This window comes from Pontibacter pamirensis (assembly GCF_010015475.1).
In the GTDB taxonomy this organism is placed as follows: Bacteria; Bacteroidota; Bacteroidia; order Cytophagales; family Hymenobacteraceae; genus Pontibacter; species Pontibacter pamirensis.
This window is the reverse complement of record NZ_SSNI01000011.1, coordinates 24637-49777: the sequence shown is the minus strand read 5'-3', so window position 1 is coordinate 49777 and position 25141 is coordinate 24637. Positions and strand designations below refer to the sequence as shown.

General features: G+C 49.8%; 14 protein-coding genes. 3 read left to right on the top strand and 11 right to left on the bottom strand.

Annotated elements, in window-relative coordinates:
- Positions 1-293 precede the first annotated feature (293 nt).
- The gene (locus tag E1919_RS11010; protein ID WP_162053453.1) at positions 294-1067 is read left to right on the top strand and encodes a ThuA domain-containing protein; all 774 of its coding nucleotides are present in this window, start codon (positions 294-296) and stop codon (positions 1065-1067) included.
- 100 nt (positions 1068-1167) lie between these two features.
- Here the strand turns inward: E1919_RS11010 and E1919_RS11005 are convergent, their stop codons facing one another.
- The 8 genes from E1919_RS11005 to E1919_RS10970 all read right to left on the bottom strand — a co-directional run bounded on the left by E1919_RS11005 (position 1168) and on the right by E1919_RS10970 (position 15341).
- Positions 1168-1758 carry a hypothetical protein gene (locus E1919_RS11005; RefSeq protein ID WP_162053452.1) on the bottom strand — a complete coding sequence of 197 codons (591 nt, stop codon included), beginning with the start codon at positions 1756-1758 and terminating at the stop codon, positions 1168-1170.
- Positions 1759-3063 (bottom strand): LVIVD repeat-containing protein, encoded by a 1305-nt coding sequence (locus E1919_RS11000; RefSeq protein WP_162053451.1) that lies wholly within the window; start codon positions 3061-3063, stop codon positions 1759-1761.
- A 234-nt stretch (positions 3064-3297) separates the two neighbouring features.
- Complete coding sequence (locus E1919_RS10995) at positions 3298-6234, bottom strand: WD40/YVTN/BNR-like repeat-containing protein (protein WP_162053450.1); 2937 nt, start codon at positions 6232-6234, stop codon at positions 3298-3300.
- 173 nt (positions 6235-6407) lie between these two features.
- Positions 6408-6974: a PepSY domain-containing protein gene (locus tag E1919_RS10990; protein ID WP_162053449.1), complete on the bottom strand. Its 567-nt coding sequence runs from the start codon at positions 6972-6974 to the stop codon at positions 6408-6410.
- A gap of 172 nt (positions 6975-7146) precedes the next feature.
- Complete coding sequence (locus E1919_RS10985) at positions 7147-7560, bottom strand: lysozyme inhibitor LprI family protein (RefSeq protein WP_162053448.1); 414 nt, start codon at positions 7558-7560, stop codon at positions 7147-7149.
- A gap of 105 nt (positions 7561-7665) precedes the next feature.
- Positions 7666-10866: a VPS10 domain-containing protein gene (locus E1919_RS10980; protein ID WP_162053447.1), complete on the bottom strand. Its 3201-nt coding sequence runs from the start codon at positions 10864-10866 to the stop codon at positions 7666-7668.
- A gap of 512 nt (positions 10867-11378) precedes the next feature.
- Positions 11379-14168 (bottom strand): outer membrane beta-barrel protein, encoded by a 2790-nt coding sequence (locus tag E1919_RS10975; RefSeq protein ID WP_162053446.1) that lies wholly within the window; start codon positions 14166-14168, stop codon positions 11379-11381.
- 342 nt (positions 14169-14510) lie between these two features.
- The gene (locus tag E1919_RS10970; protein ID WP_162053445.1) at positions 14511-15341 is read right to left on the bottom strand and encodes an NYN domain-containing protein; all 831 of its coding nucleotides are present in this window, start codon (positions 15339-15341) and stop codon (positions 14511-14513) included.
- 266 nt (positions 15342-15607) lie between these two features.
- On the opposite strand from E1919_RS10970, the gene E1919_RS10965 reads away from it, so the two are divergent.
- Positions 15608-16582, top strand: a complete 975-nt coding sequence (locus tag E1919_RS10965; RefSeq protein WP_162053444.1) for a DUF1028 domain-containing protein — start codon at positions 15608-15610, stop codon at positions 16580-16582.
- A gap of 184 nt (positions 16583-16766) precedes the next feature.
- Positions 16767-18167: a M20/M25/M40 family metallo-hydrolase gene (locus tag E1919_RS10960; protein ID WP_394351763.1), complete on the top strand. Its 1401-nt coding sequence runs from the start codon at positions 16767-16769 to the stop codon at positions 18165-18167.
- A gap of 163 nt (positions 18168-18330) precedes the next feature.
- Here E1919_RS10960 and E1919_RS10955 read toward each other — a convergent pair whose 3' ends face one another.
- From E1919_RS10955 to E1919_RS10945, 3 genes are all read right to left on the bottom strand, one after another.
- Positions 18331-19542 carry an S-adenosylmethionine:tRNA ribosyltransferase-isomerase gene (locus E1919_RS10955; protein ID WP_162053443.1) on the bottom strand — a complete coding sequence of 404 codons (1212 nt, stop codon included), beginning with the start codon at positions 19540-19542 and terminating at the stop codon, positions 18331-18333.
- Between the two features lie 358 nt (positions 19543-19900).
- A complete protein-coding gene (locus E1919_RS10950) occupies positions 19901-20905 on the bottom strand; it encodes a PorP/SprF family type IX secretion system membrane protein (RefSeq protein ID WP_162053442.1) in 1005 nt (334 codons plus the stop codon).
- A gap of 5 nt (positions 20906-20910) precedes the next feature.
- Positions 20911-24954, bottom strand: a complete 4044-nt coding sequence (locus E1919_RS10945) for a gliding motility-associated C-terminal domain-containing protein (protein ID WP_162053441.1) — start codon at positions 24952-24954, stop codon at positions 20911-20913.
- Positions 24955-25141 lie beyond the last annotated feature (187 nt).

Sequence of the window (25141 nt, the reverse complement as noted above, 5' to 3'; positions counted from 1 at the left end):
TCGCTAAAGTACTATGCTGGTTTAGCAATAGCTAGCTCTAAACTTGCAATGCACCGGGACTGGCCACTTGTTGGCGCTTTCTGAAGCAAAAGGCATTACTCAGTAGCCGGTATGGCTATAAAAAAGGGGTATCCAACTACAACTGATAAACAGAGTAGCACACCAGGCGCGGACATTACCGCAGGAACAGCAGGAAACTATACACCCAAACTATGTAGCCGGAGGCTTTCATTTAAGAAAGTAAAAAGTTACATTTATACATATTCTGTTCATAAACTCTATACTCCCTTAACATGAAAAAAGAACTGCTTCTTTACGGATGCACGCTAGTGTTTGCCTGCGGTATCCAGTCCTGTTCTTCATCTGCCACCAATCCAGAACCACCTGTGGCAGCAGAAACAGAAAGTGCCGACTCCTCCAGAATTCTTGTGTTTTCTAAAACAAGTGGCTACTACCACGAATCAATACCGGATGGTATTAGTGCGATTCAGAAGTTAGGAAATGAGCACAACATACAAGTAGACACAACAAAGAATGCAGCCTACTTTAATCCCGATTCGCTAAGTAACTATGATGCCGTTGTTTTTTTAAGCACCACGCAGGATGTGTTGAATGACCAGCAGCAGGAGGCTTTCACAAAATACATTCAGGGTGGCGGCGGCTACGCAGGCATACATGCAGCAGCCGACACAGAGTATGACTGGCCGTGGTACAATAGGCTGGTAGGCGCTTATTTCCTGAGCCACCCGAAGCAACAGAATGCTACGGTGAGGGTAAGCAATAAAAACCATCCATCTACAAGCCACTTGCCTGATGAGTGGGAAATTTTTGATGAACTCTACAACTATAAGGACATCAATCCGGATATTAACGTTCTGGCAACCTTAGATGAAACCACCTATGAAGGCGGCGAAAACGATGACAACCACCCGATTGTGTGGTACCACGAGTTTGATGGCGGCCGCGCTTTTTATACCGGCCTGGGCCATACAAAAGAAAGCTACACCAATCCTGTTTTTCTGCAGCACATATGGGGCGGAATAAACTATGCTATGGGGAAGGAATAAGACAAAGTTAAATCCTTGTACATCCTTACAAAAAAGGAGCACCACGAAAGCAGTGCTCCTTTTTTGTAAGGATCAGCTGTTTTGCTCCTGCAGCACATAGTTAAAATATGAAGCCCATGCGCACCGACAGGCGCTTATAGTTAATCTTGTCTTGTCTACTGCCGCCCCACCAGTTGGTATCTGTTTTAACTCTTTGTGTTTTATAGCCAAGGCCAAACGTGTAGGCCGTGCTGTTGCCTGTGTTCACCCTTATACCTGCAGAAGGGCTGAACATCCAGCCGCCATCCTTTTTCTGCTCATTGCTCTCATCACTTAGAAAAGTGGTGCCGTAGCCTACATCTATTCCATATACAGGACTTACTCTGCCTTTTAAAAGCTCCCCACGTATGCCCAGAGCCATGGGTGTGACCAGCACATTATCATAAAAGTCAAAGCCTACAGTGCCGCCTACTGCCAGTAATCTGTGAAAGCGGTAGCCGTTAAACAGCTGCACAGTGGGAGAGGCAAGGGAAGAGCTAAAGTTCGTATCGCCTGTTTTTCCGTAGAGAAAGCCAAACTCTACCATACCTATATAGCGTTTAGGAGCATCGGGTGAAGTAGTAGCCACAGCAAGAGCTATTTCCTGTGCTGTAGAGGGACCTGCTATCGACAGAAACAATAAGAGGGTGAGTAGTGATGACTGTTTTTTCATCTAAATATCCTTGCGCATAACTGGTATCTTGCTGAGCAGCTTTATCTGGTTGATGTCGCTGTAGTCGTACTGGTATAAGCCATTCTTACCAATCATCAGCAGCGAAGTGCCTAATGGGATTACATCAAAAGCATTTTGCCCTTTAAAATGCGCCTTCAGGTTCTTGTCAACTTTCAGGTGGTCTTTTATGTCGAACACTTTTAAGCCGTACTCCCCTTCGCACAGGAAAAGGGTAGACTGGTCAATCCCCAGTCCGTGCGGGTTCTGCATCGGGTATGTTTTTAAATGTTGTGGGCTGCGGGCATTGCTGATGTCGATTACCTCCAACTGATTGGTGAAGCCGGCGCAGGCGTTGCCAGAGCGCAGTGTCACCCAGGCAAGGTCGCCGTCTACCACTACCGGGTCACAGCTGTTGACGTGGGCGTAGGTGGAAAGGTGCACCGGGCTGGTTGGGTTGCTGTTATCGTAGATATGCATACCGGTGGTAGACCCTATAAAAAGCTTGTCGTCGTAGGGGAAGATAGTTTCGATGCCCCAGCCAAGGTTGATTTTCTGGCCTGCCTGTGGGTTAGTCTCATCGCTGATGTCAAAAAGCTGCATGTCGGACAAACTCACCGTGTATAGGTGGTTGCCTGAAATGGTGAACCTTGCCATAGAGCCACCTTGTCCTGCTGCGCTTCCCGGCATGGCTGTGGGGGAAGCATTTCCTGTAGTGAAAGAGCCCCTAACGTCATTAAACTCTAACAACCCGCCCCGCCATATAGAGCTGTTGCCGTTGCAGTCTGAGTCGTAGGCTTGTGTCACCTTTTTCTCCACAAACTCTGATATAAAAACGCTGGCTGTGTCGTTTACCAGCATGCCATGTGTCGGGAAAATATTCTCGATGCGGTTCACCAGCTTTACATCCAGCGGATTGCTGATGTCCATTGCGACCAAATCGATGTAGCTGTCGGCGTAGAGGGTGTTGCCCTTTACGGCCATATCAATGTTGCCTGGTATCTCCACAAAGTTGATGGTTTGTGGCGCAGCCGGATCTGAATTGTCTATGATGTGGATGCCTTCGTTCATCTCGTTGATGAATAAGTAACTTCCTTTTACGTAGATTTTGCCAGGCGCCTCCAGCACACGCGGACCATTGATTTTAAAAGCGCTTCTTAACTCTGCCCGCATCATATATACCGGTTCCTGTACGGTATAGGTAACGGTGGATTCGCAATCGTCGGAGCAGGAACCAAGCAGCATGGCCGGGAAGAAAAGGAGCAAAGCAAACACTTGCTGTAAAATGGGTAGAGCGTTCTTTTTCATACAGATTAGCTTTTGTTAGGAAACCATAAATTGGAGCAAGGCTGGCAAAGGTATGCTTGTCTTTTGTTGCCTTCTATTTTGGGGACCCATGCTATGGGCAAAAGGTTGTAAGATGTTATAAAAAAAGTAGAGGAGTTGTGCTGGGTTTTTATAAAAGGCTCATGATAAGAAAGTACAGTGGATGAAAAACAAGGGCAGCCGTTAAGAGCTGCCCTTGAAAAAAAGAATGGATGTCTAGCCTTGGCTTCTGCTTCGCCTTTCCGGTGCTTTAATGGTGAACTCCTGTGTTTTTGTAGTGCCATTGGATGTGATTACCTCTACCGTATAGGTACCTGGTTGCAGATAAATGATTTTATTTTCTGAAGGTTCTACCTTTACAGCATCTGCCTTCTCTTTCTTCGCGTTATTTAAAGCAGTTTCGTACGCCTGGGTGTTGGCTGCTGCTACAGATAAATCATAGGTCACGTAGTTCAAGCCGCGTTCGCTCTGGTCCTGCATTTGCTGCAGTACCTGCCCCTTGTCTGTCTTTATCCGGATAGTAGTGCTGCCAGCAGTGTTGGTGTAGAACGGAATCGTGAGTTCCGGCTCTGTCGGTTCGCTCCAGGCGCCCCACTTCTGGCCCCAGCGGTCGCTATAAGGCATTGGCTTCAGGGAGAACAAGTGTAGTGGCTGATTCATGAGTTCGGGGGTGAGCTGTTGCACATGGTCCACGTTTGCCTGGTAAATAGAACGGCCGTGGGTGCCGACTACGAGGTCATTCTCCCGCGGGTGCACGACTACGTCGTGCACTGCTACTGCAGGCATGCCCTTGCTCATGGCGGCGAAGGCTTTGCCTCTGTCCAGAGAGATATACAGGCCGTGGTCGGTGCCTACGTACAGCAGGTTCGGATTCTTCGGATCTTCTTTCACCACATTAATAGCCTCCTTCGGCAGGTTGGTGCCTATGCGCTCCCACTTCCTTCCGTTGTCTTCAGACACATATAAATAAGGAGTGAAGTCATCCCAACGGTAGCCATTGAGTGATGTGTACACGCGGTCCTGCTGGTGATTGGATGCCACTACCGTAGAAACCCACAGGTTCTGGGGCAACTTATCAGAAGTACGGGTCCAGGTATAACCACCATCTTTCGAAACCTGAATTACGCCATCATCAGAGCCGGTATAAAGCAGGCCGAAGCGTTTCGGCGATTCATCTATGGTTGTTAAAGTGCCGTAGCCAACATCTCCTCTTTTGCCGCCGTTGGTCAGGTCACCAGAGAGTGTTTCCATTTCTTCGCCACGCTTCAATGAGCGGTGGAATTTATTGGAGCCAAAGTACAGAATGTCTTGGTTGTGGCGGCTCAGGTGAATGGGAGCTTCCCAGTTAAAACGCAGCGGCGTTTCTCCCAGTTTGTGGCTTGGCTTGATAAAGACCCGCTCTCCTGTTTGTTTATTCAGACGGGTGTAGTTGCCGTACTGGGAACCCAGGTACACTATATTGTTATCGCGCCAATCCACCTGCACCATCATGCCATCGCCACCACCAATACGCTCATAGGGATAGTGGCCCCTGCTCGTCCATTCCGTGCTGTACTCGTAGTTGCTTGGTCCGTACCAGGTACCGTTGTCTTGTAAGCCGCCATACACGTTGTAAGGCTTGGCCATGTCCACGGCCACCGAATAAAACTGGCCAACAGCCGGCGCATTGGCATAATACCAGGTTTTACCGTCGTCATACGTAATGTTGATGCCTCCGTCGTTTCCATTTATAAGGTATCCTGGCTTATCCGGACTCACCCATAGCGCCTGGTGATCAGAATGTACATTATCACCTTCAATACTACGGAAGGTCTTGCCACCATCTTCAGATAAAAGCAGTGGTACCCCCAGAATATAAATCTTATTTGGATCGGTTGGAGCCACGCGCACCACGCCAAAGTAGTAGCCGTAACTGGAGTACATATCATTGATATAGTCGTCGTGGGTCTTCCTCCATGTTTTGCCGCCATCGTCGGTACGGTATACTTCAGCGCCTTTCACTTCAGAGACATAAGTTTCCACAGTAGGGTCGGTGAGGTATTGTGAAAGTGCGGCAGGCTTTAACTCACCACGCTGTACCTGCGCCTTCAGGCTCTTCGCTGTGTATTCGCGGGGAAAACGATTACTGTCCAGAAACTCGTTCAGGCTTTTGTCATCCAGTTTGAGGAAAGCTTCTGCTGACATGCCCTCAAACAGATCATTGTCCAGCATCTCGGGCTCATCAGCATCTTTCACTAGCGGGCGGCGGTCATAATTATCGACCAGTGCATACATGATGTTGGGGTTGCCAGGAAACAGGCTCAGCCCTATACGGCCCACGTTGTCAGAATCCGGAAAGCCGGTTTGCGCTGTGCTGATATCTGCCCAGGTGTTGCCCCCATCTATGGATTTGAAAATGCCGGAGGTTTTGCCACCCTCCACAAAGTTCCAGGCGCGGCGCTCGCGGTGCCACATGGCTGCATATACGTTATTAGGATTCTGCGGGTCTACCTGCAGGTCAATGGCGCCGGTCTTATCGTCGAGGTACAGTGTTTTCTTCCAGGTTTTGCCTCCGTCGGTGGTTTTAAAAATGCCGCGCTCTTCGTTAGGAGAGTAAAGGTGTCCTACGGCCGCTACCCAAAGTGTGTTCGGGTCGTTCGGGTGCACGATGATTTTGCCGATGTGGTGCGTGTCGTCAAGTCCCATGTGCTGCCAGGACTTGCCGCCGTCGGTGCTCTTATATACACCCACACCGGAGTAGGAGGAGCGGCTGGAGTTACTCTCGCCAGTACCTATCCAGATAGTCTCGTTGTTGTCCCAGTCAATGGCAATGTCCCCGATGGTCATTACCGCCTGCTCATCAAAAAGTGGTTCAAAGGAGAGGCCGTTGTTGGTGGTTTTCCAGAGGCCTCCCGAGGCAAACGCCGCATAAAAGGTAGTCGGGTCGGTAGGCGATACTTCAATATCAGTAATGCGGCCGCTCATAATAGAAGGACCTGCGTTTCGGAGCTCGAGGTTACTTACAGGCGAGGCCTGTTCCAGTTGCTGTCTTTTCTCATAAGCCTGCAGCCTTTCCTTCGCAGATGTGGCTGTTGGCTGTTTCGTTTTCTTCTGGGCCTGCACAGTACCACCAAGGGCTATCAGTAGCGCCACCGAAAGTATACGCTTTTGCATTGTATAAAATTAGAGTAGGTAAAGTAAGATTCGTTTGAGTTTCTAAAGCTAAGTATTTGCGGGGGATTTCGGAAGGAAATGCACCGCAGGTGCAGTGCACCGAACTTACAGGGGCCAATGCCGAGCAGGAGGATTACTGGTTGCTGCTACAACTCACGGCTATATAAAGTGCATCATGGGTTCGGTTGCTTCAGCTTCCGGATTTTTTTAGGGTAAAACCATAGCGTAAAGCCGGTAAAGGTAAGCACCAGCAAACCCAACCCAAGCACGTTCATGGTTATGAGCTTAAAAAAGTCGCTGATGATGGAGCCATCGTGGATTTTCTCTATCCAGTCAGAATGCCGTTGTGCCACTGACAGCACCTTGCCGTTACTGCCATCCAACTGTACCTCCCAGGAGCCTTCCAAGAAAAGCACTTTCACTATGCCCTTCTCCGGCCGCGCCTCAATCCGGTCGATGGGGTTGGTGCTGATGCCTTGTGCAGAGTCGAGGGCAGCGGTGGCAATAGTGGCCATATTCGACAAAGAAATCCACTGTTTGAGGTCGGGAGTAGCGCCTTTTTGAGTAGGCGGCTGCAGCAGGTGTACATCCTTTTTCCAGCCAAGCAGGATGCCGGTTACGCTGCTGATCAGGACCAGCACCGCCAGCACCAGCCCGAGGTAGCGGTGATACACGCGGTAATCGCGCAGGGTACCTGTCAGGTGGCTAATCTTCTCTTTTGCTGATGTAGTAATACTCACGCTTCCTTCTTCTGATATTGTAATGCTTTTCCTGTGGTTCAGGCATTCAATATCTTACAATAGCCCCATAATTCCAATTGTGACGGTGCAGCGGAAGATAATTACTGTTTAAACACTAGCTATGAACGTCTAGGTGTGCTGCTTGCAACCTTTCGGCCTGTAGGTAATAAACTTATTGCATATTTAGCTCATCCAGAATCATCTGAAGTTCCTTTACTCTGTTTTCTGTTAACTCTCTCGCACAATTAGAAACCATCAGCGGCATAATCGAGCCTCCAGCGTAGAAATGCTCATACAATTTACAGTGATTGTCTCTTACCACCAGCCAGCTTTTCTGAGCCTTCACCAGAAGTGTCTTCTGTTCAGGAGTAAGCTGCGCCATTACTTCCTTATAAATTTGGTTTAGCTTTTGGTCAGTTTCTTGAAAGGCTTTGGAGGCGCAAGCGTACATCTCAGCCTGTGTCTGTGGATTGTCACAGTTCAATTTCTGACCACCTTGCGCTGTGGCGCAGAAGGTGAATATGAAGTTAAAGAGTGCCAGTAATAGCAGCTTTACCATTTGTGTGGTGCTTGGGGTATTGGCCATGAATTATGGCTGAAGAATTAAATAAAAGGGACTTGTTTAATTGGAAATAACACTACTCCAATGAAACAAGACCCTTATCTGATAATGTAAAATATTGCTTTGGTTTTAATTCACAAAAGAAGTAGGGGAGGTTGCTGCCTTTTCCTCTTTCTTCTCTACGCTGATAAAGTCAACGTTCTTCTCCTGTATCATCTTGTTCAGCGCTGGTATTTCCTGCTCCTTCACCTGCTTCAGCTGGTTCAGTTGCTCGTCTATCTGGGCGGTTATCTCTTTTTTGAAAGCATACGCCTGGTCGGTTGGCCGAAAATCGCCGGAGCTGACCTGGCCTACCAGGTTTGCCAGCTTGTTGTTTAAGCGGATAGGAAAGTTGAGTGGGTCCTGTCCACTGCGGTTCTTTGTCTGGTACAGGGTTTCCTCAATCTTCGTCATCTTCTTCTCAACGGCATCTGCTGATTCTATGATGCCTTTGTAAGCATCGTTGCCTTTAAGGTTGACGGTGAGCGTTTTAATTTGGCCACGCATGGTGCGGATGTCTTTGATGGCATCGTGTGTTTCCGTGAGTTTGTTGCGTACATCCATCAAAAAATCGAACTGCGCCTGCAGGTCTTCTGGCGTTGCTTTGGTGCGTGGGTCCTGCAGGATGGTAAAGTCCTTTTCCTGGCTCTCTTTATTCACTGTTAGCTTCACCGTATAGTTTCCGGGTGTGGCCTTTGGGCCTTGTGTACCCCCGCCCCAGAGAATCAGGTTGTCAAACTTGCTGGCCTCCGGGTAGCGCATGTCCCACACAAAGCGGTTCAGGCCCTCTTTCACTTCAAGCTTGTCATCTTTCTCTTTGGCATTGCTGGCATAGCTGCGAATAAGCTTATCATTTTGATCCATTATTTCCAATTGCACAACCGTTGCTGTATCGGGTTTGTGGGGCAGGTAATAATGCACCATCACACCGCCAGGGTGGTTTTGTCCGGCTGCTTTAGAGGATCCTCTGCTGCCGCCATCAATCTTATAGGTATCCAGTGGCTTGTACAGTTGCAATCTTAAATTCGCTGCGCTGGCCTCTAACTGATGTAGCGGCGTAATATCATCAATCAGCCAGAAGCCGCGACCTTGTGTGGCGGCAATCAGGTTGTCGTTCTTAATGGTGAGATCGGTGATAGATACAAGCGGCAGGTTTTGCTGGAAAGGCTGCCAGTTCTGTCCGTCGTCAAAGGAAACATACATGCCGTACTCCGTGCCAGCATACAGGAGGCCTGGTCGCTTCTGGTCGGCGCGTACTACGCGGGTAAAGTGGTTTTTCGGGATGCCGTTCGTGATCTTCGTCCAGTTCTTGCCGTAGTCTGTTACCTTGTACAGGTAGGGACTGAAATCGCCGGACTTATACATGGTAGCGGCGATATAAGCGGCTCCCTTCTGCGTCGGATGCGGATCAATGCTGTTAACCATAATCCACTCCGGCATGCTCTTCGGCGTTACGTTTGTCCAGTTTTTGCCACTATCGCGGGTAATATGGATCAGCCCGTCATCCGACCCTGTCCAGATGACACCCGGCTCCAAAGCAGACTCATTGATGGCGAAGATGGTACCATAGTATTCCACGCTGGTGTTATCCTTTGTTATCGGACCACCAGAAGGACCAAGCTTTGTAGAGTCGTTGCGCGTCAGGTCCGGGCTGATAGTCTCCCAGGTCTGCCCCTCGTTATAAGTGACGTGCACGTGGTTGGAGGCAGTGTATAACTTGTTAGCATCGTTCGGAGAGAACAGGATCGGGAAGTTCCACTGGAACCTATACTTCATTCCCTCTGCACCGTGGCCCATCGGGTTGTCCGGCCATACGTTTACCACGCGGCTCTGGCCGTTGCTGTGATCAAGACGCTCTAAAAAGCCGCCATAGTTACCGCCATACACCACTTCCGGGTTCGTTGGATTTACAGCGATATGTGCACTTTCAGATCCTGCTGTTGTCTCCCAGTTGTCTTCGGTAATGGCATATCCGGAAGAGCGGTGATCGATACGGATGGCGGAGTTGTCCTGCTGCGCACCATAAATGCGGTACGGGAAATGATTGTCTGTCACCACACGATAAAACTGGCCAGTCGGCTGGTTGTCCATAGTGCTCCAGTTCATACCACCGTCAGCCGACACCTGTGCACCGCCGTCGTTGGCAATGATCATCCGTGAAGGATTTGCCGGGTCTATCCAGAGGTCGTGGTTGTCGCTGTGCTGGGCGTAGGCGCTCTCAAATGTTTTGCCGCCGTCTTTGCTTCTGTGATAGGCTACATTCAGCACATACACAACATCCTCGTCTTTCGGGTCGGCATACACGCGGGTGTAGTACCAAGCGCGCTGGCGCAGGTTACGGTCGTCATTTACTTTTTTCCAGGTCAGGCCGCTATCGTCGGAGCGGAAAAGGCCACCCTCTTCTGCTTCCACCATGGCATACACGCGTTCCGGGTTTGCCGGCGATACTGCGACACCTATGATGCCGAGCGTTCCTTTAGGCAAACCTTCGTTACCGGAAATTTCCTTCCACGTTTCTCCTTCGTCGGTGCTTTTCCAGATGCCGGAACCGGAGCCGCCAGACAGCAGGCTATGCGGTGTGCGGCGAATATTCCAGGTGGTAGCATATAGGTTGCGCGGGTTCGACGGGTCGATGATCAGGTCAACGGCACCCGCATCTTTGTTTGCAAAAAGTATTTTCTTCCACGTCTTTCCACCGTCTGTGCTCTTAAACACACCCCGTTCCTCGTTCGACTTATATAAATCGCCCATGGCAGCCACATATACTATATCCGGATTGTTTGGGTGAATGCGGATGCGGCCGATATGTTTGGTGTCTCTCAGCCCTGTATGCTGCCATGTTTTACCTGCATCCACCGATTTCCAGACGCCAAAGCCCGACGATACGTTACCGCGCACTGTTTTCTCGCCTTCGCCGACATAAATCACGTTTGGATCGGCCTCACTCACGGCCACTGCCCCAATAGAACCCCCGAAGAAGCCATCCGAAATATTGTCCCAGGTAGCACCACCGTCGGTTGTGCGCCACACGCCGCCGCCCACCGAGCCGAAGTAATAGAGGTTTGGTTTGCCAGGCACACCGGTTGCCGTGGCAGAGCGTCCGCCTTTATAAGGACCGATAGAGCGCCAGGTAAGGCCGTTATATAGTTCCGGTTCAACAGTAGCGGTGGTTGCTTTTTTGTTTTTAAACTTCTGCCGCTGAGCCTCTGCCGGCTGACCGGCCAAGAGCAAGGCCAGGGTGCCCGCCAGCAGCAGCCGTGGTTTAAGTGCAGCGCGTATTGCTGTTCGCATGTTTTAATTTTAAGGTAAAAGAGGTTCGTGTTCGGTTGATTCGTCTCTGCTGATTTTGTTTCAATCTACAGATTTAGACAAAGTTTGCATGAAATGCAAGAACAGGAATAGGAGAGGGATGGTTCGCTGTGCCAATAGGGGCTGTGATTTAGGGTTTATAACTTTTGTACGTAAAAAGCGGGTTTGTCTAAGCTGCCGTGGTTACTGTTCATCCAGCGGCATCAAGCCTACAGTTCTATTGTACAAGTCTTAGCTCTCAAGGCCGAGAGGCCTCGTCTTTGGGTATCGCACTGGGAGTTTTTTGCGCCGGGGCGCTGCCGCGCGAGCGGCACCAAAAATCTCCAAAGGCGCTCAACCCAAAGACTGGAAACAGAATCACTCCGTGCAGGCTGATGAATTTAGTTTTATGTAATGAGCATTGTGTATATGGGTATAATCGCCATCCTTACTTGGTGCACAAGCGGAGGGACAGGTCGCAACCTGCCCCTGCGAAGTATGAAGTGTCATTGTTCTTAGAATCTGAACATGGAGTTACTGCCGCCAACTTTACCTCCGAAGTTGCGGATGTTGTAGGTAAAGGTCAGCAGGCCGTAGCGGTTCAGCACCACGGTTTGCGTGTCTTCGATGATGTTTTCGCGAATACTTCGGTAGGCGCTCAGGTTCTGGTCCAGCGCATCATATACAGACAATTTAAGCTGTGCCCGATCGTCTTTCATAAACAGGAAAGTAACACCACCATTTAGCCTGGTGTAGTGGTTCCGGAGGCCGGGTGCCATATTAGAGTTGTACCAGTAGTCTAACGTTGCCTCCCACACCAGCTTTTTCGGCATTCGTAGTATGATTTCGGATTTGGAGGACCTGGTGTTAAATTTCAGGTTCCGGAAAGCATTGTCTTCATAGGAACTACGCTGGTGGCGCAGTGTGAAGGTCTGGTTAAACTCAATTTTATCATCCAGGTTCATCCTCCCCTCCAGCGTAGGATTCAGGCTCCAGGTCTGGCTGAAACTGCTGATGTCGTTGAACAGAACCAGCGTTCTTGTATAGGATGCCCAGATGAAGCCTCCAAAGGAATACTGCCGGTTGTTATCGTGCTTCAGGTCTTTCATTAAACGGGCGCTGCTGTTTAGCTGCCAGTTGCCGTCTGTGTTCACTGGCCGCGACGTCTGCACGCCAAAAGCATCAATGGTGCGCTGCCGGGTAACCGCATCGTTGCTGATGCTGCCATGCATATAAAAGCTATAGTTGATCGAGCGTTTCGTGTCGAATTTAAAGAAATTAACATTGATGGAGTTTGATACAGAAGGCTTTAACTCCGGGTTTCCATAGTTGATGAACAGCGGGTTGGTGTTGTCAACTACCGGCTGCAGGTCAGTTGCATTGGGCTCCCGCAGGTCCACACTGTAGTTGATGCGCAAGGCTTTCCAGTGAATGTTCAGCGTCGGAAACACATAAAAAAAGTCCTGGTGGATGGTGGGGCTCTTTTGAAAAGTGTTGGTAATGTTCAGGGAGGTAAAACGGACCGCCGGCTGCACTGTAACTTCTTTTATCTTCCATTTTATACCGCTTGTGAGGTAGTTTCGCCAGCCTGTACGGTTTAGCTCGTTGGAAAGCCCCGGTACCAACAGCGTATAGTCGGCAGTTTCCGGATCAGCATCGTAGGTGTCGAGGGCATTTTTATCATTAAAATATTCTGAGTTGATGCGGAAGACAGCGCTTATGTTCTCTGAAATAGGCTCGTTATAGGCCGCAGAATTATTTATTTTGGTGCTGTATGTATCGTTGTCGCGGAGTTGGTCCAGGCGCGTTATACCCGGCTCAGGTCTGTAGAAGATGTTTTCGGCATTGTTTACCTGGTCCTGCAGAATGGTGCTGTGCTCGTAATAGCCATAGTAAGTGAGGTTCCTGCCTTTTTTTTGGAAGTTCCGGCTCAGCGACGCCTCATTGCTTAGCTTCAGCGTGTTGTTGTTGTACAACTGGCTGTTGTTGCTGGCGTTCAGAAGCTCCGGGTAATTCTCGTACGTGTTTGTGAAGGCAATCTGGTTAGACCTCGCCTCAGTGATCGTTACATTAGGTGTCAGGCTCAGATCTGTTAGAGAGTCTATCTTCCAGTTCAGCTTACCGCCTATCCTGTGGCTGTTGCTTTTGCTGAACTGGTCCCGCAGCCTGCGGGATGTAATGGTATCCTGCTCCACTAATTGGGAGGAATTCATAACTTGATTTAAATCTGAGTTGATGCCACCGTAAAAGTACTGGAGGTTCATGATAATGCCGTTGTTGAACACCGTGTTAAAATTGGCCCCGCCCCCCGACGATTGCTGGATGCCCTCTTCGGTTCCTCCGAATGAAATCCCGTTCAGGGCAAAGCCGCCGTCGCTCCGGATCATCACAGAGTTAAACCCGCTTCTGCCAAAGCCTCCAATACGGGAAATATCCTCAAAGCCAAATCCCGGGCGGTTTAGGTTGTTAGAATAACCCAGTACGCTTACCTGCATCGTGTCCCGGAACACGTTCAGAATACCACCTCCTTCATAGCGCTCGTCTGTTCCGGCACCGCCATACACTTTCCCGAACATGCCTTTTTTCACACCTTTCTTAAACTTCAGGTTGATGACCTGCGGAATGTCCATTTCGGGCATATCCGGGTCCCGGCGCAGGGCCTCCGGGTCGTTCATCACCTGCACTTTCTCGATCACGTTTGCCGGCAGGTTCCGGCTCGCAATTTTCGGGTCGCTTCCAAAGAACTCTTTTCCGTCTACCAGTATCTTGCTAACAGCTTTTCCGTTTACCATAATATTGCCGGAGCCATCCACGCTTACACCCGGGAGCTTCTTCAGCAAATCCTCTACCAGTGCAGTAGGCAGTGTTTTAAAGGAAGCGGCATTAAACTCCACCGTGTCATTGCGAACAAGGATAGGCGGTGTTTCAGCCACAATCAGTACCTCGCTCAGCAGGGTGCTGGAAGCGGCCATCTTTATTTCTCCAAGATTTAGAGCCGGTTGCGCTGCCGTCAATGTAAACTCATGCTTGTGTACCCCATATCCCATCATCGTGATAATTACCCGCAGGCGGCGCTCCAGGGGCAGGCCCGGAATCTTAAACAGGCCGTTGTCATCACTCATTCTGAAAGTGAGCAACGTGGTGTCCTGCGCATTGTAAACCGAAACTGTGGCATAAGGTAAAGCCTCTTTGCTTGACTCATCCACTACCTTGGCTCCCAACTCACCTTTTGAGCTTTGAGCATGTGTTAGTATAGGAAAGGAGGCTGTTAACAGGAACAGAAGGACAGGTAGGAGCTGTTTCATAGTGGTTTGTTTTCACAGTGCTGGAGGACTTGAATATAGTTTTAGATTAATTATTTAATAATACTGAAAAATATGGATTTATCTGCTACAATGTTGGCACTATAACTTTTATTTAACGTTCAGCCTTTTAAGGGTAAATAGTTGATATAGTTGCTGGAATTACAAAGCAAGTAGCTTTACTACAACTCATGCTGCAGTGCGGGAAGTAGTGCATAGACGTGCTTCCTGCGCACTTTGTATGAATGGTAGACAATAAAAAAGCCCGACCCTTTATAGGGCAGGCTTTCAAAAAATATGTATTGTATATATTTAAGTGCTTAGGCTATACTTTAACCGGCTTAGTTACTTATTGCTTTGCGCTTCTGCCTTCGGTTTAGACTCTGTCTTTGGCTTTGGCTTGCGCCTGGCGGGGCTTCTTGGCTTGTCTTTGCGTTTTACATACACTGCTGATGGGCCTTTATCATCCTCTTTCCGGATGGTGAACAGGTCTTTCTGTGCCTTAATGAGCTGCAGCAATTGTCCGTAGCCAAAGGTACGCGGGTCAAAGCTGGGGTCTAGTTGACGCAGGTTCACACCCATTACGCCCAGGTGCGCCCATCCGTCCTCATCCTCCGACATCACAAAAGCCTCCTTCAAAAGCGGAACCGGGTTAGGTGCACTTTTGCTGGAGTTGCTGTCAGGCTCTTTTGTGGCTGCGGCGATTTTTTTCTCATCAATATCATCCGTCAGGTTCTCTGTAAAAATAAACACATTACAGGCATTCACGAAAGGCTTCGGTGTTTTGCGCTGGCCAATGCCCATCACAAAGATGCCCGCCTCGCGTATGCGCGTAGCCAGTCGGGTATAGTCGCTGTCGGAAGAGATGATACAAAAACCGTTTACATATTCACTGTGCAGCAGGTCCATGGCATCAATGATGAGAGCACTGTCAGTAGCATTTTTGCCTATTGTATAGCGGAACTGTTGTATGGGTTGTATGGCATGGTTGTTCAGGCAGTCTTTCCAGCCGTTCATTTGCGGGGTGGTCCAGTCGCCGTAGATGCGCCGGATGGTAGTGGCACCGTATTTACCGGCTTCGGCCATTAGTTTTACGATCAGGCTTGGCTGCGCATTGTCGCCATCTATAAGCATGGCCATGCGCGAAGGTTTTTTTTCTCGTACTGAGTTTTTCATGTGTTAAGGGTTGCGTAGGGGTGCAGGAGAGCACCTTTTCTGTTTTTGTGGTTTTCTAATATCGTTATACTGCTATTGTTGATAGAGGTTGTTGTTACGAAAGTCTGCCAGTAGTATAATCAAAACATTTATATTTGTTTGTGCACTGTGGCAGCAACTGAATCTGTTCATTTTCATCGGCCTCTATTACTGCTTTAGGCATAGTACGAAAAATAAGAGTATAGACAAAGGATAACATGATAAAGTTGAAAGCAACAATATTTGCTATGGGAGTATCTTTAGTGGCCGCGCTGGGTACGGCAAAGGCGCAGGTATTTAAGGCAGAGGAGCCGTTGGCACACACGTATTCCATCGTAGCCCGCGACCCAGGTACAGGTGAAATGGCCGTGGGCGTACAAAGCCATTGGTTTTCGGTGGGCACTGCGGTGCCTTGGGTAGAGGCTGGCGTTGGCGTGGTGGCTACGCAATCGTTCACAAATAAATCCTTTGGACTGCGCGGCCTGGCGCTTTTGAAGGAGGGGAAAACACCCGAAGAAGCACTGGCCATACTGTTGGCTGACGATGAAGCCCGGGAGGTGCGCCAAGTGGCGATTCTGGATGCCCAGGGCCGTGTGGCCACCCACACCGGGAAACAGTGTATCCGCTATGCCGGGCACATTACAGGCAAAAACTTCTCGGTGCAGGCCAACATGATGCTGACGGACAAGGTATGGCCTGCCATGGCGAAAGCTTTTGAGCGAAGCGAAGGGCAGCCGCTGGCAGAGCGTGTGTTGCTGGCCATGCAGGCAGCAGAGCGGGAAGGCGGTGACATCCGGGGCAGGCAGTCAGCCGCGCTGGTGGTAGTGAAGGGGCAGAAGAACGACCAACCCTGGAACGACCGCACCATTGACCTGCGCGTGGACGACCACGAGCAGCCATTGGACGAGTTGGCCCGCCTCCTGAAGGTATACCGCGCTTACGAGCACATGAACGCAGGCGATTTGGCAATTGAGAAGGGGCAGATGCAGGAGGCCATGCAGGAGTATGGCAAAGCAGAAACGATGTTCCCGAACAACCTCGAGATGAAGTACTGGCACGCCATTGGGCTGGCCAACAGCGGCCAGGTGGAAGAAGCAGCTAAACTGCTGCGTGAGGTGTATAAAAAAGACGATAACTGGCGCGAACTCACCAGCCGTTTACCTGAAGTAGGTTTGCTGACGGTGAGCAAGCAGAACATGGAAAAGCTGATGCGGATTAAATAAAAAGCCCGGAATTAACCTTTACAAGCAAAAGCGGCGGAAACTAATTCTGTCGCTTTTGCTTTTACTATACAGCCGAGTTTTGTTGGCTAAAACCATCTCTGTTCCTGTCATTCATTTAAAATTAGTAACTTATAGCCGCTAAAACACACGGCAATCAGAATTTAAATTCACACTTATTCCAATAATGCTAACTAATAAGAACCTACGCAGCCTGATGCTGGCTGCTGCCACGGCGCTTACTCTGCCAGCCATGGCACAACAAAATTACGCTTCCGATTCAGCCACTATCAAAAAGATCTATAACGAAGCCCTTTCCAGCACAGAAAGCTATGAGAACCTGCGCTACCTCACTAAGAAGATTGGCGCGCGCCTAAGTGGCTCGCCACAGGCAGCGGCAGCGGTGGAGTGGAGCCGACAGGTAATGGAGGAAATGAATCTGGACACGGTGTACCTGCAGGAGGTGATGGTGCCGCATTGGGTGCGTGGTGATAAAGAAATTGGGCGGGTCTATAACTCCAAACTAATTGGCTCAGCAGATATGAACATTGCGGCACTGGGTGCCTCGGTGGGCACTGGCAAACAGGGTATAAGTGCCGAGGTAGTAGAGGTCCAGAACTTTGAAGAACTGGAGAAACTGGGCAAGAAGAAGGTGAAAGGTAAGATTGTGTTCTTCAACCGCCCCTTCGATAACACGCATGTGCACACCATGGCTGCTTATAGTGGTGCTGTAGACCAACGCGGCGGTGGCCCGGTGGCAGCAGCTAAACTGGGTGCCGTGGGGGTGTTGGTGCGCTCTATGGCAAACGAAATTCAGGATGTGCCTCACACCGGCAATACCCGCTATGAGGAGGGCGTGCAGCAGATTCCTGCAGCCGCTATCAGCACAAGAGACGCAGAGCAGCTAAGCAGCCTGTTAAAGGATGACCCGAGCCTAAAGTTCTACATGCGCATGACTTCTGAAATGCTGCCAGACGTGTTATCTTACAATGTGATAGGAGAGCTGAAGGGCACCGAGAAGCCTGATGAGATTATTGTAGTAGGTGGTCACTTGGATTCATGGGATTTAGGGGAAGGGGCACACGATGACGGTACGGGTTGTATGCAGTCGATTGAGGTGCTGCGCCTGTTCAATGAATTAGGCATTAAGCCGAAGCGTACGGTGCGTGCGGTGCTGTTCATGAACGAGGAAAACGGGTTGCGCGGCGGGCGTAAGTATGCTGAAGTAGCGAAGGCAAAAGGAGAGAAGCACATTGCCGCTATTGAGTCGGATGCAGGTGGCTTTACACCACGTGGTTTTGGTATTGATGGCACAGATGCGCAGTATTCCAAAGCGCTTAGCTGGAAGGCACTGCTGGCTCCTTACGGCCTACACGACCTGACACGTGGCGGCGGCGGTGCCGATATTGGCCCGCTAAAAGGACAGGGGAGCGTGGCCCTAATCGGTTTCCGCCCCGATTCACAGCGCTATTTCGACTACCACCACACCGAAATCGACACTTTTGAGCAGGTGAACCGCCGCGAGATGCAATTGGGTGCTGCTTCTATGGCATCGCTGGCTTACCTGATTTCACAGTATGGGTTGTAATTAATTAAAAGTGCGGCGATGTGATTTTGCTGCAGCTTTAGCATAAAATTAAAAAGCGCCAGCTTTGCAATTTTGCAGGGCTGGCGCTTTTTAATTTATGCAAAGCCAAAATTTCTGGCATTAGACGCTCGCAGGAGCTGCGCACGCTGCAAGGTCTTTTGAGCTATGGCAGCAGGAGAGAGCTGTCGCCGTAGCTCAGGAAGCGGTAGTCGTTTTGCAGGGCGTACTGGTATACCTTGCGCCAATCTTCTCCGATGAGAGCAGAAACTAATAGCAGCAGGGTACTTTCAGGCTGGTGGAAATTGGTGACTAGGCCACTGCATACCCGGAAAGTATAACCGGGTGCGATGATAATTTGCGTGCTGGCGTGCAGGTAGTTGGTGCCCTGTCGCTCCATATAAGCCAGTAATGCCGCTAATGCATCAGTCGGAGCAGGAGGTTCTTCTGTTTCATACGGCTGCCACTGGCTCACGTGCAGTTCCAGCAATGGCAGCGCCGGTTGTTGCAGCACCTTTACGCCCAACCAGTACAGGCTTTCTAATGAGCGCATACTGGTAGTTCCCACTGGTATGATGGGGTTGCCCAATTGCTTTAGCAAGCGCTGTAGCAAGGGCTTTGTGAGATATAGCTGCTCGGCATGCATCTCATGCTCCTCCATTACATCGGCTTTCACGGGTCTGAAGGTGCCAGCGCCCACGTGCAGCGTCAGGTAAGCAGTGGTTATACCTTGCTCCTGCAGGTTTACCATCACACGGTCTGTAAAGTGCAAGCCAGCTGTAGGAGCGGCTACGGCTCCCTGTTGGTTAGCGTAGATGGTCTGGTAACGGGTATGGTCTTCAGGGGTGAGATCGCGGTTGAGGTAGGGGGGCAGCGGCAGTTTGCCGCAACGCTCCAGCACCTCGGCAAAGGGCAGATCCGCCGGTTCCCACGTGAAACGTATCAGGAAATGCCCTTCCTGCTGTGCCTCGCGCTCCGCCTGCAGCATACCGCCTTCAAAGCGAAGACTTATTTTTCCGCTCTTCCAGCGCTTGTTGTTGCCCACGAGGCATTTCCAGATGCAGTTACCGGTTTGCTGCATGGCCAGCTGCACTTCGCGGTAAGGGGCCACTGGCTCAAGGCAGAAAATCTCCACTGCACCGCCAGTATCTTTCTGAAACAGCAGGCGCGCCTGCACTACTTTAGTATCGTTAAAAACTAGCAGCGTATTTGGTGGCAGCAATTGAGGTAGCTCAGTAAAGTTATGATCTGTCATCTGGCCCTGCCGGTAAAGCAGCAGCTTGGACTGGTCGCGTTCTGATAGCGGAAACTTTGCAATGCGCTCCTCCGGCAGCTCGTACACAAAATTCTTTATCGCCAGCTTCTTCGGGTCAATCATGTTAAACGTGTTGTTAATGCTGCAAAGGTAATGCTTGTTTTAATAACCGGCCTTACGCAAGGTGTATACGTTAGTGGGAAAGTGCTCCTTCAAGAGCAGATTTACGTTTTCAAAGTTCAAAGTCCCAGCGGGACGACCTGTTGATAGTAAATGTATCCACAAGCACCCAAGCTCCAGCGGAGCGGCCTGTTCACAGTATATTAACAGGCCGCTCCGCTGGAGCTTGGGTGACTTTGTGTTTAAATCTATCAACAGATCGTCCCGCTGGGACTGTTTGTATAGCATTATTCAATATAAAGATCCTGTAAGATGGGATTGAAGTTGTTCTTTTAGCTTTTCAATGTACTTCACAAAGCACTTACCATACCCACTGCGGGCAAATGGTTTTCTGCGGGTTGTTTAACTTGATTCCTATAACTACTTCATGGCTGTTTGCGCTCACCCTGTTCAGGTCAGAAGTGGTGAGGTCATAGGAATAACTCACATCCAGCATGTGGTTGATGAATACACCAGCCATACCGGCAACTGCATCGCGCTGTCGGTAAGAAGCACCTACCCAAAAGCGCCGGCCATAAGCTGCCTTCGCATTTACATCTACCATATACAAGCCGTTTTCTGCTACCTTCACCATAACCGAAGGTGTAAAAGCAATGTTATTCGTGATTGGGAGCCTGATACCGCCGGTAGCATAATAATGATTCTGAAGTGCGGCCTGCGGTCCGTTGTTGTTGCTTTTCGTTTCGCTGCTGAGTACCTGCATACTCGACAATCCAACATAAAAGTTTGAGCTGTAAAGCCACAGGCCCACTCCCAGGTCAAACTTATTCATGTTGGGCATATCTCCTGCCACAAAAGGGTCCTCTGATACCTGCATGTTTAAGTCACGCTTGTTCAGGCGGTACTGCAGCAGGCCCGCTGATACGCCACCTGAGAGGTTGATCTTCTTTGTGAGGGGCAGGTGGTAGGCATAGTTGAGGTTCAGGGAGAAGGTATTCAGGAGCCCCGACTTATCCAGTTGCATGATAGCCCCTAACCCATGATGCGGCCTTACATGGAAGCGGTTATTCTTGTTAACAGCTACTCCGGATGCATTGTAGCTGCTTTTGGTCTTGGGAAGCGGTACATTCCGGTCGTTTTTGTCAAGGGAGGCATTGATGCTGGTATAATAGGTAGTAGGTGCCCCCTCCAGGCCAAGCCATTGGGTTCGGTAACTGTTCCGGACGTCTATATAACTTTCTGTGCCCACAGCAGCCGGGTTAAGCAGGAAGTTGTTCTGGATGTACTGCGTATGCTGTGGCCGCTGCTGGGCATGGCCGGTAAAACAGATGCAGGCAAAAAACATCAGGCTGGTAAAAATTTTCATAAGCTTTACTTAATAAGGGTGATGCTTCCTGCCACCGGCTTTTCGTTCATCCCCAGGTCTATGATGTAGTAATAAGACGCCATAGGCAAAGGCATGCCGTTATGTGTGCCATTCCAGGGCTCCCGGTATCCTTTTGATTCATATATCTTGTTTCCCCATCGGGTAAAAATCTGTACCTGGCAGTTAGGGTAGAACTCTATGTTCTTGATGAACCAGGTTTCGTTGACGTTGTCTCCGTTTACTGTAATGGCGTTGGTCGGAACAACGTGCGGAAGTACGTTTACCGTCACCTCGTCTGTATAGGTACAGCCAAATTCTGACGTCACCGTTACAGTATAGGTCGTTGTTTGCGAAGGTCTGACAGCAGGATCCGGTATAGTAGGATTCGTTATATTGGTGGCTGGTGACCAGGAGTAACTGGTGCCTCCTGTTGCCTGTAGCTTTACAGACTGGCCCTCCATAATTGTTGCATCCTCACCCGCATTGGCTGTAGAGGGACGTACAGTAACTGTAACTTTGGTCCTGCCGGTACTAGCGCAGCCGTTTGTGGTCATAGCCTGCACATAAAAATCCGTTGTGGAGTGGAGTGGAGCAGTCTGGTAAGTGGCACCCTCGTACAGTAGTTTGCCACCGGCTAGTTTGTCATACCACTGCAGCATAACTCCCGCTGCTGGTGCGCTTCCCTGCAGCGTGGCCATCTCGCCCGGACAAATGGTGACATCTGTCGCCTGAGGCGTGGCTGGCAGCGCTTCAATAGTCACCAGCACAGCGTTGCTGGTGCTTTGGCAGGAGGCCGCCGCAGTACGAACAAGTCTTCTGTACCAGGTGGACTGGCTTAACTGGCCGGGTGTATAATCTGCTGCTGTATTTAGGCCAGGTGCAGGAGAAAAGCCTACTGTGGCGCTTGTTGTGCTATACTCCCATGCATAAGAGAAGCTGTCGTTGCTACTGGTTAATACAGGGCCGGTCAGTTTACCAGGAGTGATTCCCACACAAACTAGCTGGTTCCCTTTTATGGTATTCTGGCTGATATCCGGTGTAACGGTGATTTCTACTACATTGCTGCGCACAGGAGGGCAGGGGGCAGACGTTATAACGCGCCTGTACCAGGTTGTCTGATTGAGTATACCCGGCTGATAATCCTTGGCTTTTCCCTTACCTGTTTCGGTAATGGCTCTAAATCCGCTGGTCGGGCCAGTCGTGCTGTATTCCCACTGATAGGTATAGGTGCCAACCTCACCGGTTGGTTCCGGCCCGGATAGAAGGGCAGGGGCGGTATTGGCACAAATTGACTGCGCGCTGGAGATGGTATTGTTCTCTATTGCATCCTGGATGGTTACTTTGACTTTTGTCCTGCTGGTGCTGGCGCAGCCGTTTGTGGTCATAGCCTGCACATAAAAATCCGTCGTGGTATGAAGAGGAGCGGTTAGGTAAGTGGCACCCTCGTGCAAAAGTTTGCCACCGGCTGGTTTGTCATACCACTGCAGCATAACTCCCGCTGCTGGTGCGCTTCCCTGCAGCGTGGCCATCTCGCCCGGACAAATGGTGACATCTGTCGCCTGAGGCGTGGCTGGCAGCGCTTCAATAGTCACCAGCACAGCGTTGCTGGTGCTTTGGCAGGAGGCCGCCGCAGTACGAACAATCCTTCTGTACCAGGTGGACTGGCTTAACTGGCCGGGTGTATAATCTGCTGCTGTGTTCAAGCCGGGTGCAGGAGAGAAGCCTGCTGTGGCGCTTGTTGTGCTATACTCCCATGCATAAGAGAAGCTGTCGTTGCTACTGGTTAATACAGGGCCGGTCAGTTTACCAGGAGTGATTCCCACACAAACTACCTGGTTCCCTCTTATAGTATTTTGGCTGATATCCGGTGTAACGGTGATTTCTACTGCATTGCTGATGACAGGGGGGCAGGGGGCAGACGTTATAACGCGCCTGTACCAGGTTGTCTGATTGAGTATACCCGGCTGATAATCCTTGGCTTTTCCCTTACCTGTTTCGGTAATGGCTCTAAATCCGCTGGTCGGGCCAGTCGTGCTGTATTCCCACTGATAGGTATAGGTGCCAACCTCACCGGTTGGTTCTGGCCCGGTGAGAAGATTAGGCGCGGTACTGGCACAAATTGCCTGCGCGCTGGAGATGGTGTTGTTGTCAATAGCATCCTGCACAGTTATCTTCACTGCTGTGCTTATTAGCTCATCCTCCCAACCCGAAGTTACTTTTCTCCTGAACCAGGTTGGTTCGGTAAGAACTGGCGGTGTATAATGCTGCGCCTTGTTCTGTGGGCCAGGTGCAAGCGAAAAACCTGTCAGGTCATTTGTAGTGCTCATCTCCCAGGTATAGTCGAAAGAGCCGCTTCCGCCGGTCGGCAGGCTCCCTATTAAAGTTGCCGGTGCTTCGCCGGCGCATAATGTCTGGTCAGATAAAATGGTGTTGTTGGCAATGTCATCTTTTCTTAGCGGCCTTACTTCTATTGTTTCGGTCCTGGTGAGCGTGCTGCCACAGGAGGTAGTGGAGGTCACTAGAAAGTCAATAAAGTAAGACGACTGTTGCAGGGCCTGCTGGTCAATCGTCCAGCTAAAAGGAGAGGTTGCCCGCCCGTTCTTTCTTTTCGATTCAAAACTGATGTTATGCGCATTCAGTTGAAAGCCCCTGCCGGATGCCGAGACAGTGACCTCCTCCTGGTCAGCGTCGCTACCGGTTACATCGAACCTGATACGGTCTCCTCTCTCTACCTCAAAGACTCTTGTTCCGGTGGAAAGAGAAAGGGCAGGAGGGTTACCCTCTCTCGTTTCTACTATCAGACTTATTCGTTTGATTGTCTGCCGCGGCAGGCCGCACCCATCGTCCCCGTCATCACTAACCACCAGGTCCAGGGTAATAGGCTGATCACCCGTATTAAAGCATTGCTCAAAGCAAATTGTGGCCTCAAGCGTTTTGGCTCCGTTAGGTATGTTTGCTATACCACTGGTAGTGCCGGAAAGGCTGAAAACATTGTCGTTGGTAAAGTTTACTGGTTTTACATCGAGTGTAAGTGGTTCATTTATTTCCGGGTCAGTATAGCTTATGTTGATACAGCGCGGGTCGGTCGGGTCTATCCGTATAACCTGCCCATCTGTAGAAGGGCTGGGGCTGCCAAGCTGCGTAACCGAGACGATGGGATCATTATTAAAGCGGCATGCTTTCACCACAAGCTGAAAGTCTCTCCTGACTTCCCCGATTTTCACTCCGTTTCTGAACTCCTGGCAGCGAACGCTAAACACAAATAAACCCACATAATTTGGCCTTACCGTAAGCCATCCTGTGTTTCTGTCGATGTTAACAGCCGGATCTCCATGTATTTGGGTGTCCTTGCTATAGCCTGGGAGCCAGTTTACCTCAGGATAAGGAGCACTGGAGGCGGCAGGTCTTAAATTATCAGTCGAGCTATACCCTTTAAGTGGAGAGACCATGTCATAGACTAATTGATCACCATCGGGATCGACACTACCGAAATCATAATAAAACAGCTCTCCCTGGCAGGCATAGTCACTTGGTGGAAGAGAAAGCTTAGGGGATGAGTTCTTGAAAAATGCTCCGTTCCTGACAACAGCCGGGAACTCCATATAAACTGTAGTGCCAGTGTTTTGTGGTGACTGAATGCTGCTGATTGTGCTGTTGCGGCAACAACGTTCCCATGATACATAATACCCCGCCGGGTTGTTGTAGATGGCAGGATCAAGGTATAGGCCCTGGTAGTAAAGGAGCTTAGAGGTTTCTAAGCCGCTGGTAGTGCATCCGATGTTGCTATAATTCAACAGGCTTTCTTCCCGGAGAGGCAACCTTAAAACTTCTATGGTGCGGTTTGTACCTTTTTCAAAAATGGTGACATTTATATTTTTGTCTCTGGCAGTCTTTTCTCCATTTATTTCATCGAAGTATAAGTTAAAAGACAACCTGTAGTTGTAGTCTGAGACATGCCTTAAGTCAAATTCGCCCCCGACAATATGCGATGCAAAAGCTTGTGAGCTTAAGAACAGGATTAGAAGAAGAAGTACTAAACGTGGTATCATCCTTTTGAGCGAAGGGTGTAAACTGAGTTTCGAATTCTAAATATAGTTAAACTATATTGTGCTCAAAGTAAGGCCGGAGAATATTTTTTGACTTCTGGTATAAAGGGATTTTAATATTTTTTTAATTATATTCTTTTGTATGCAATGATGTTGTAATGGACTACGTTCCGAAGATAAGTACTAATGG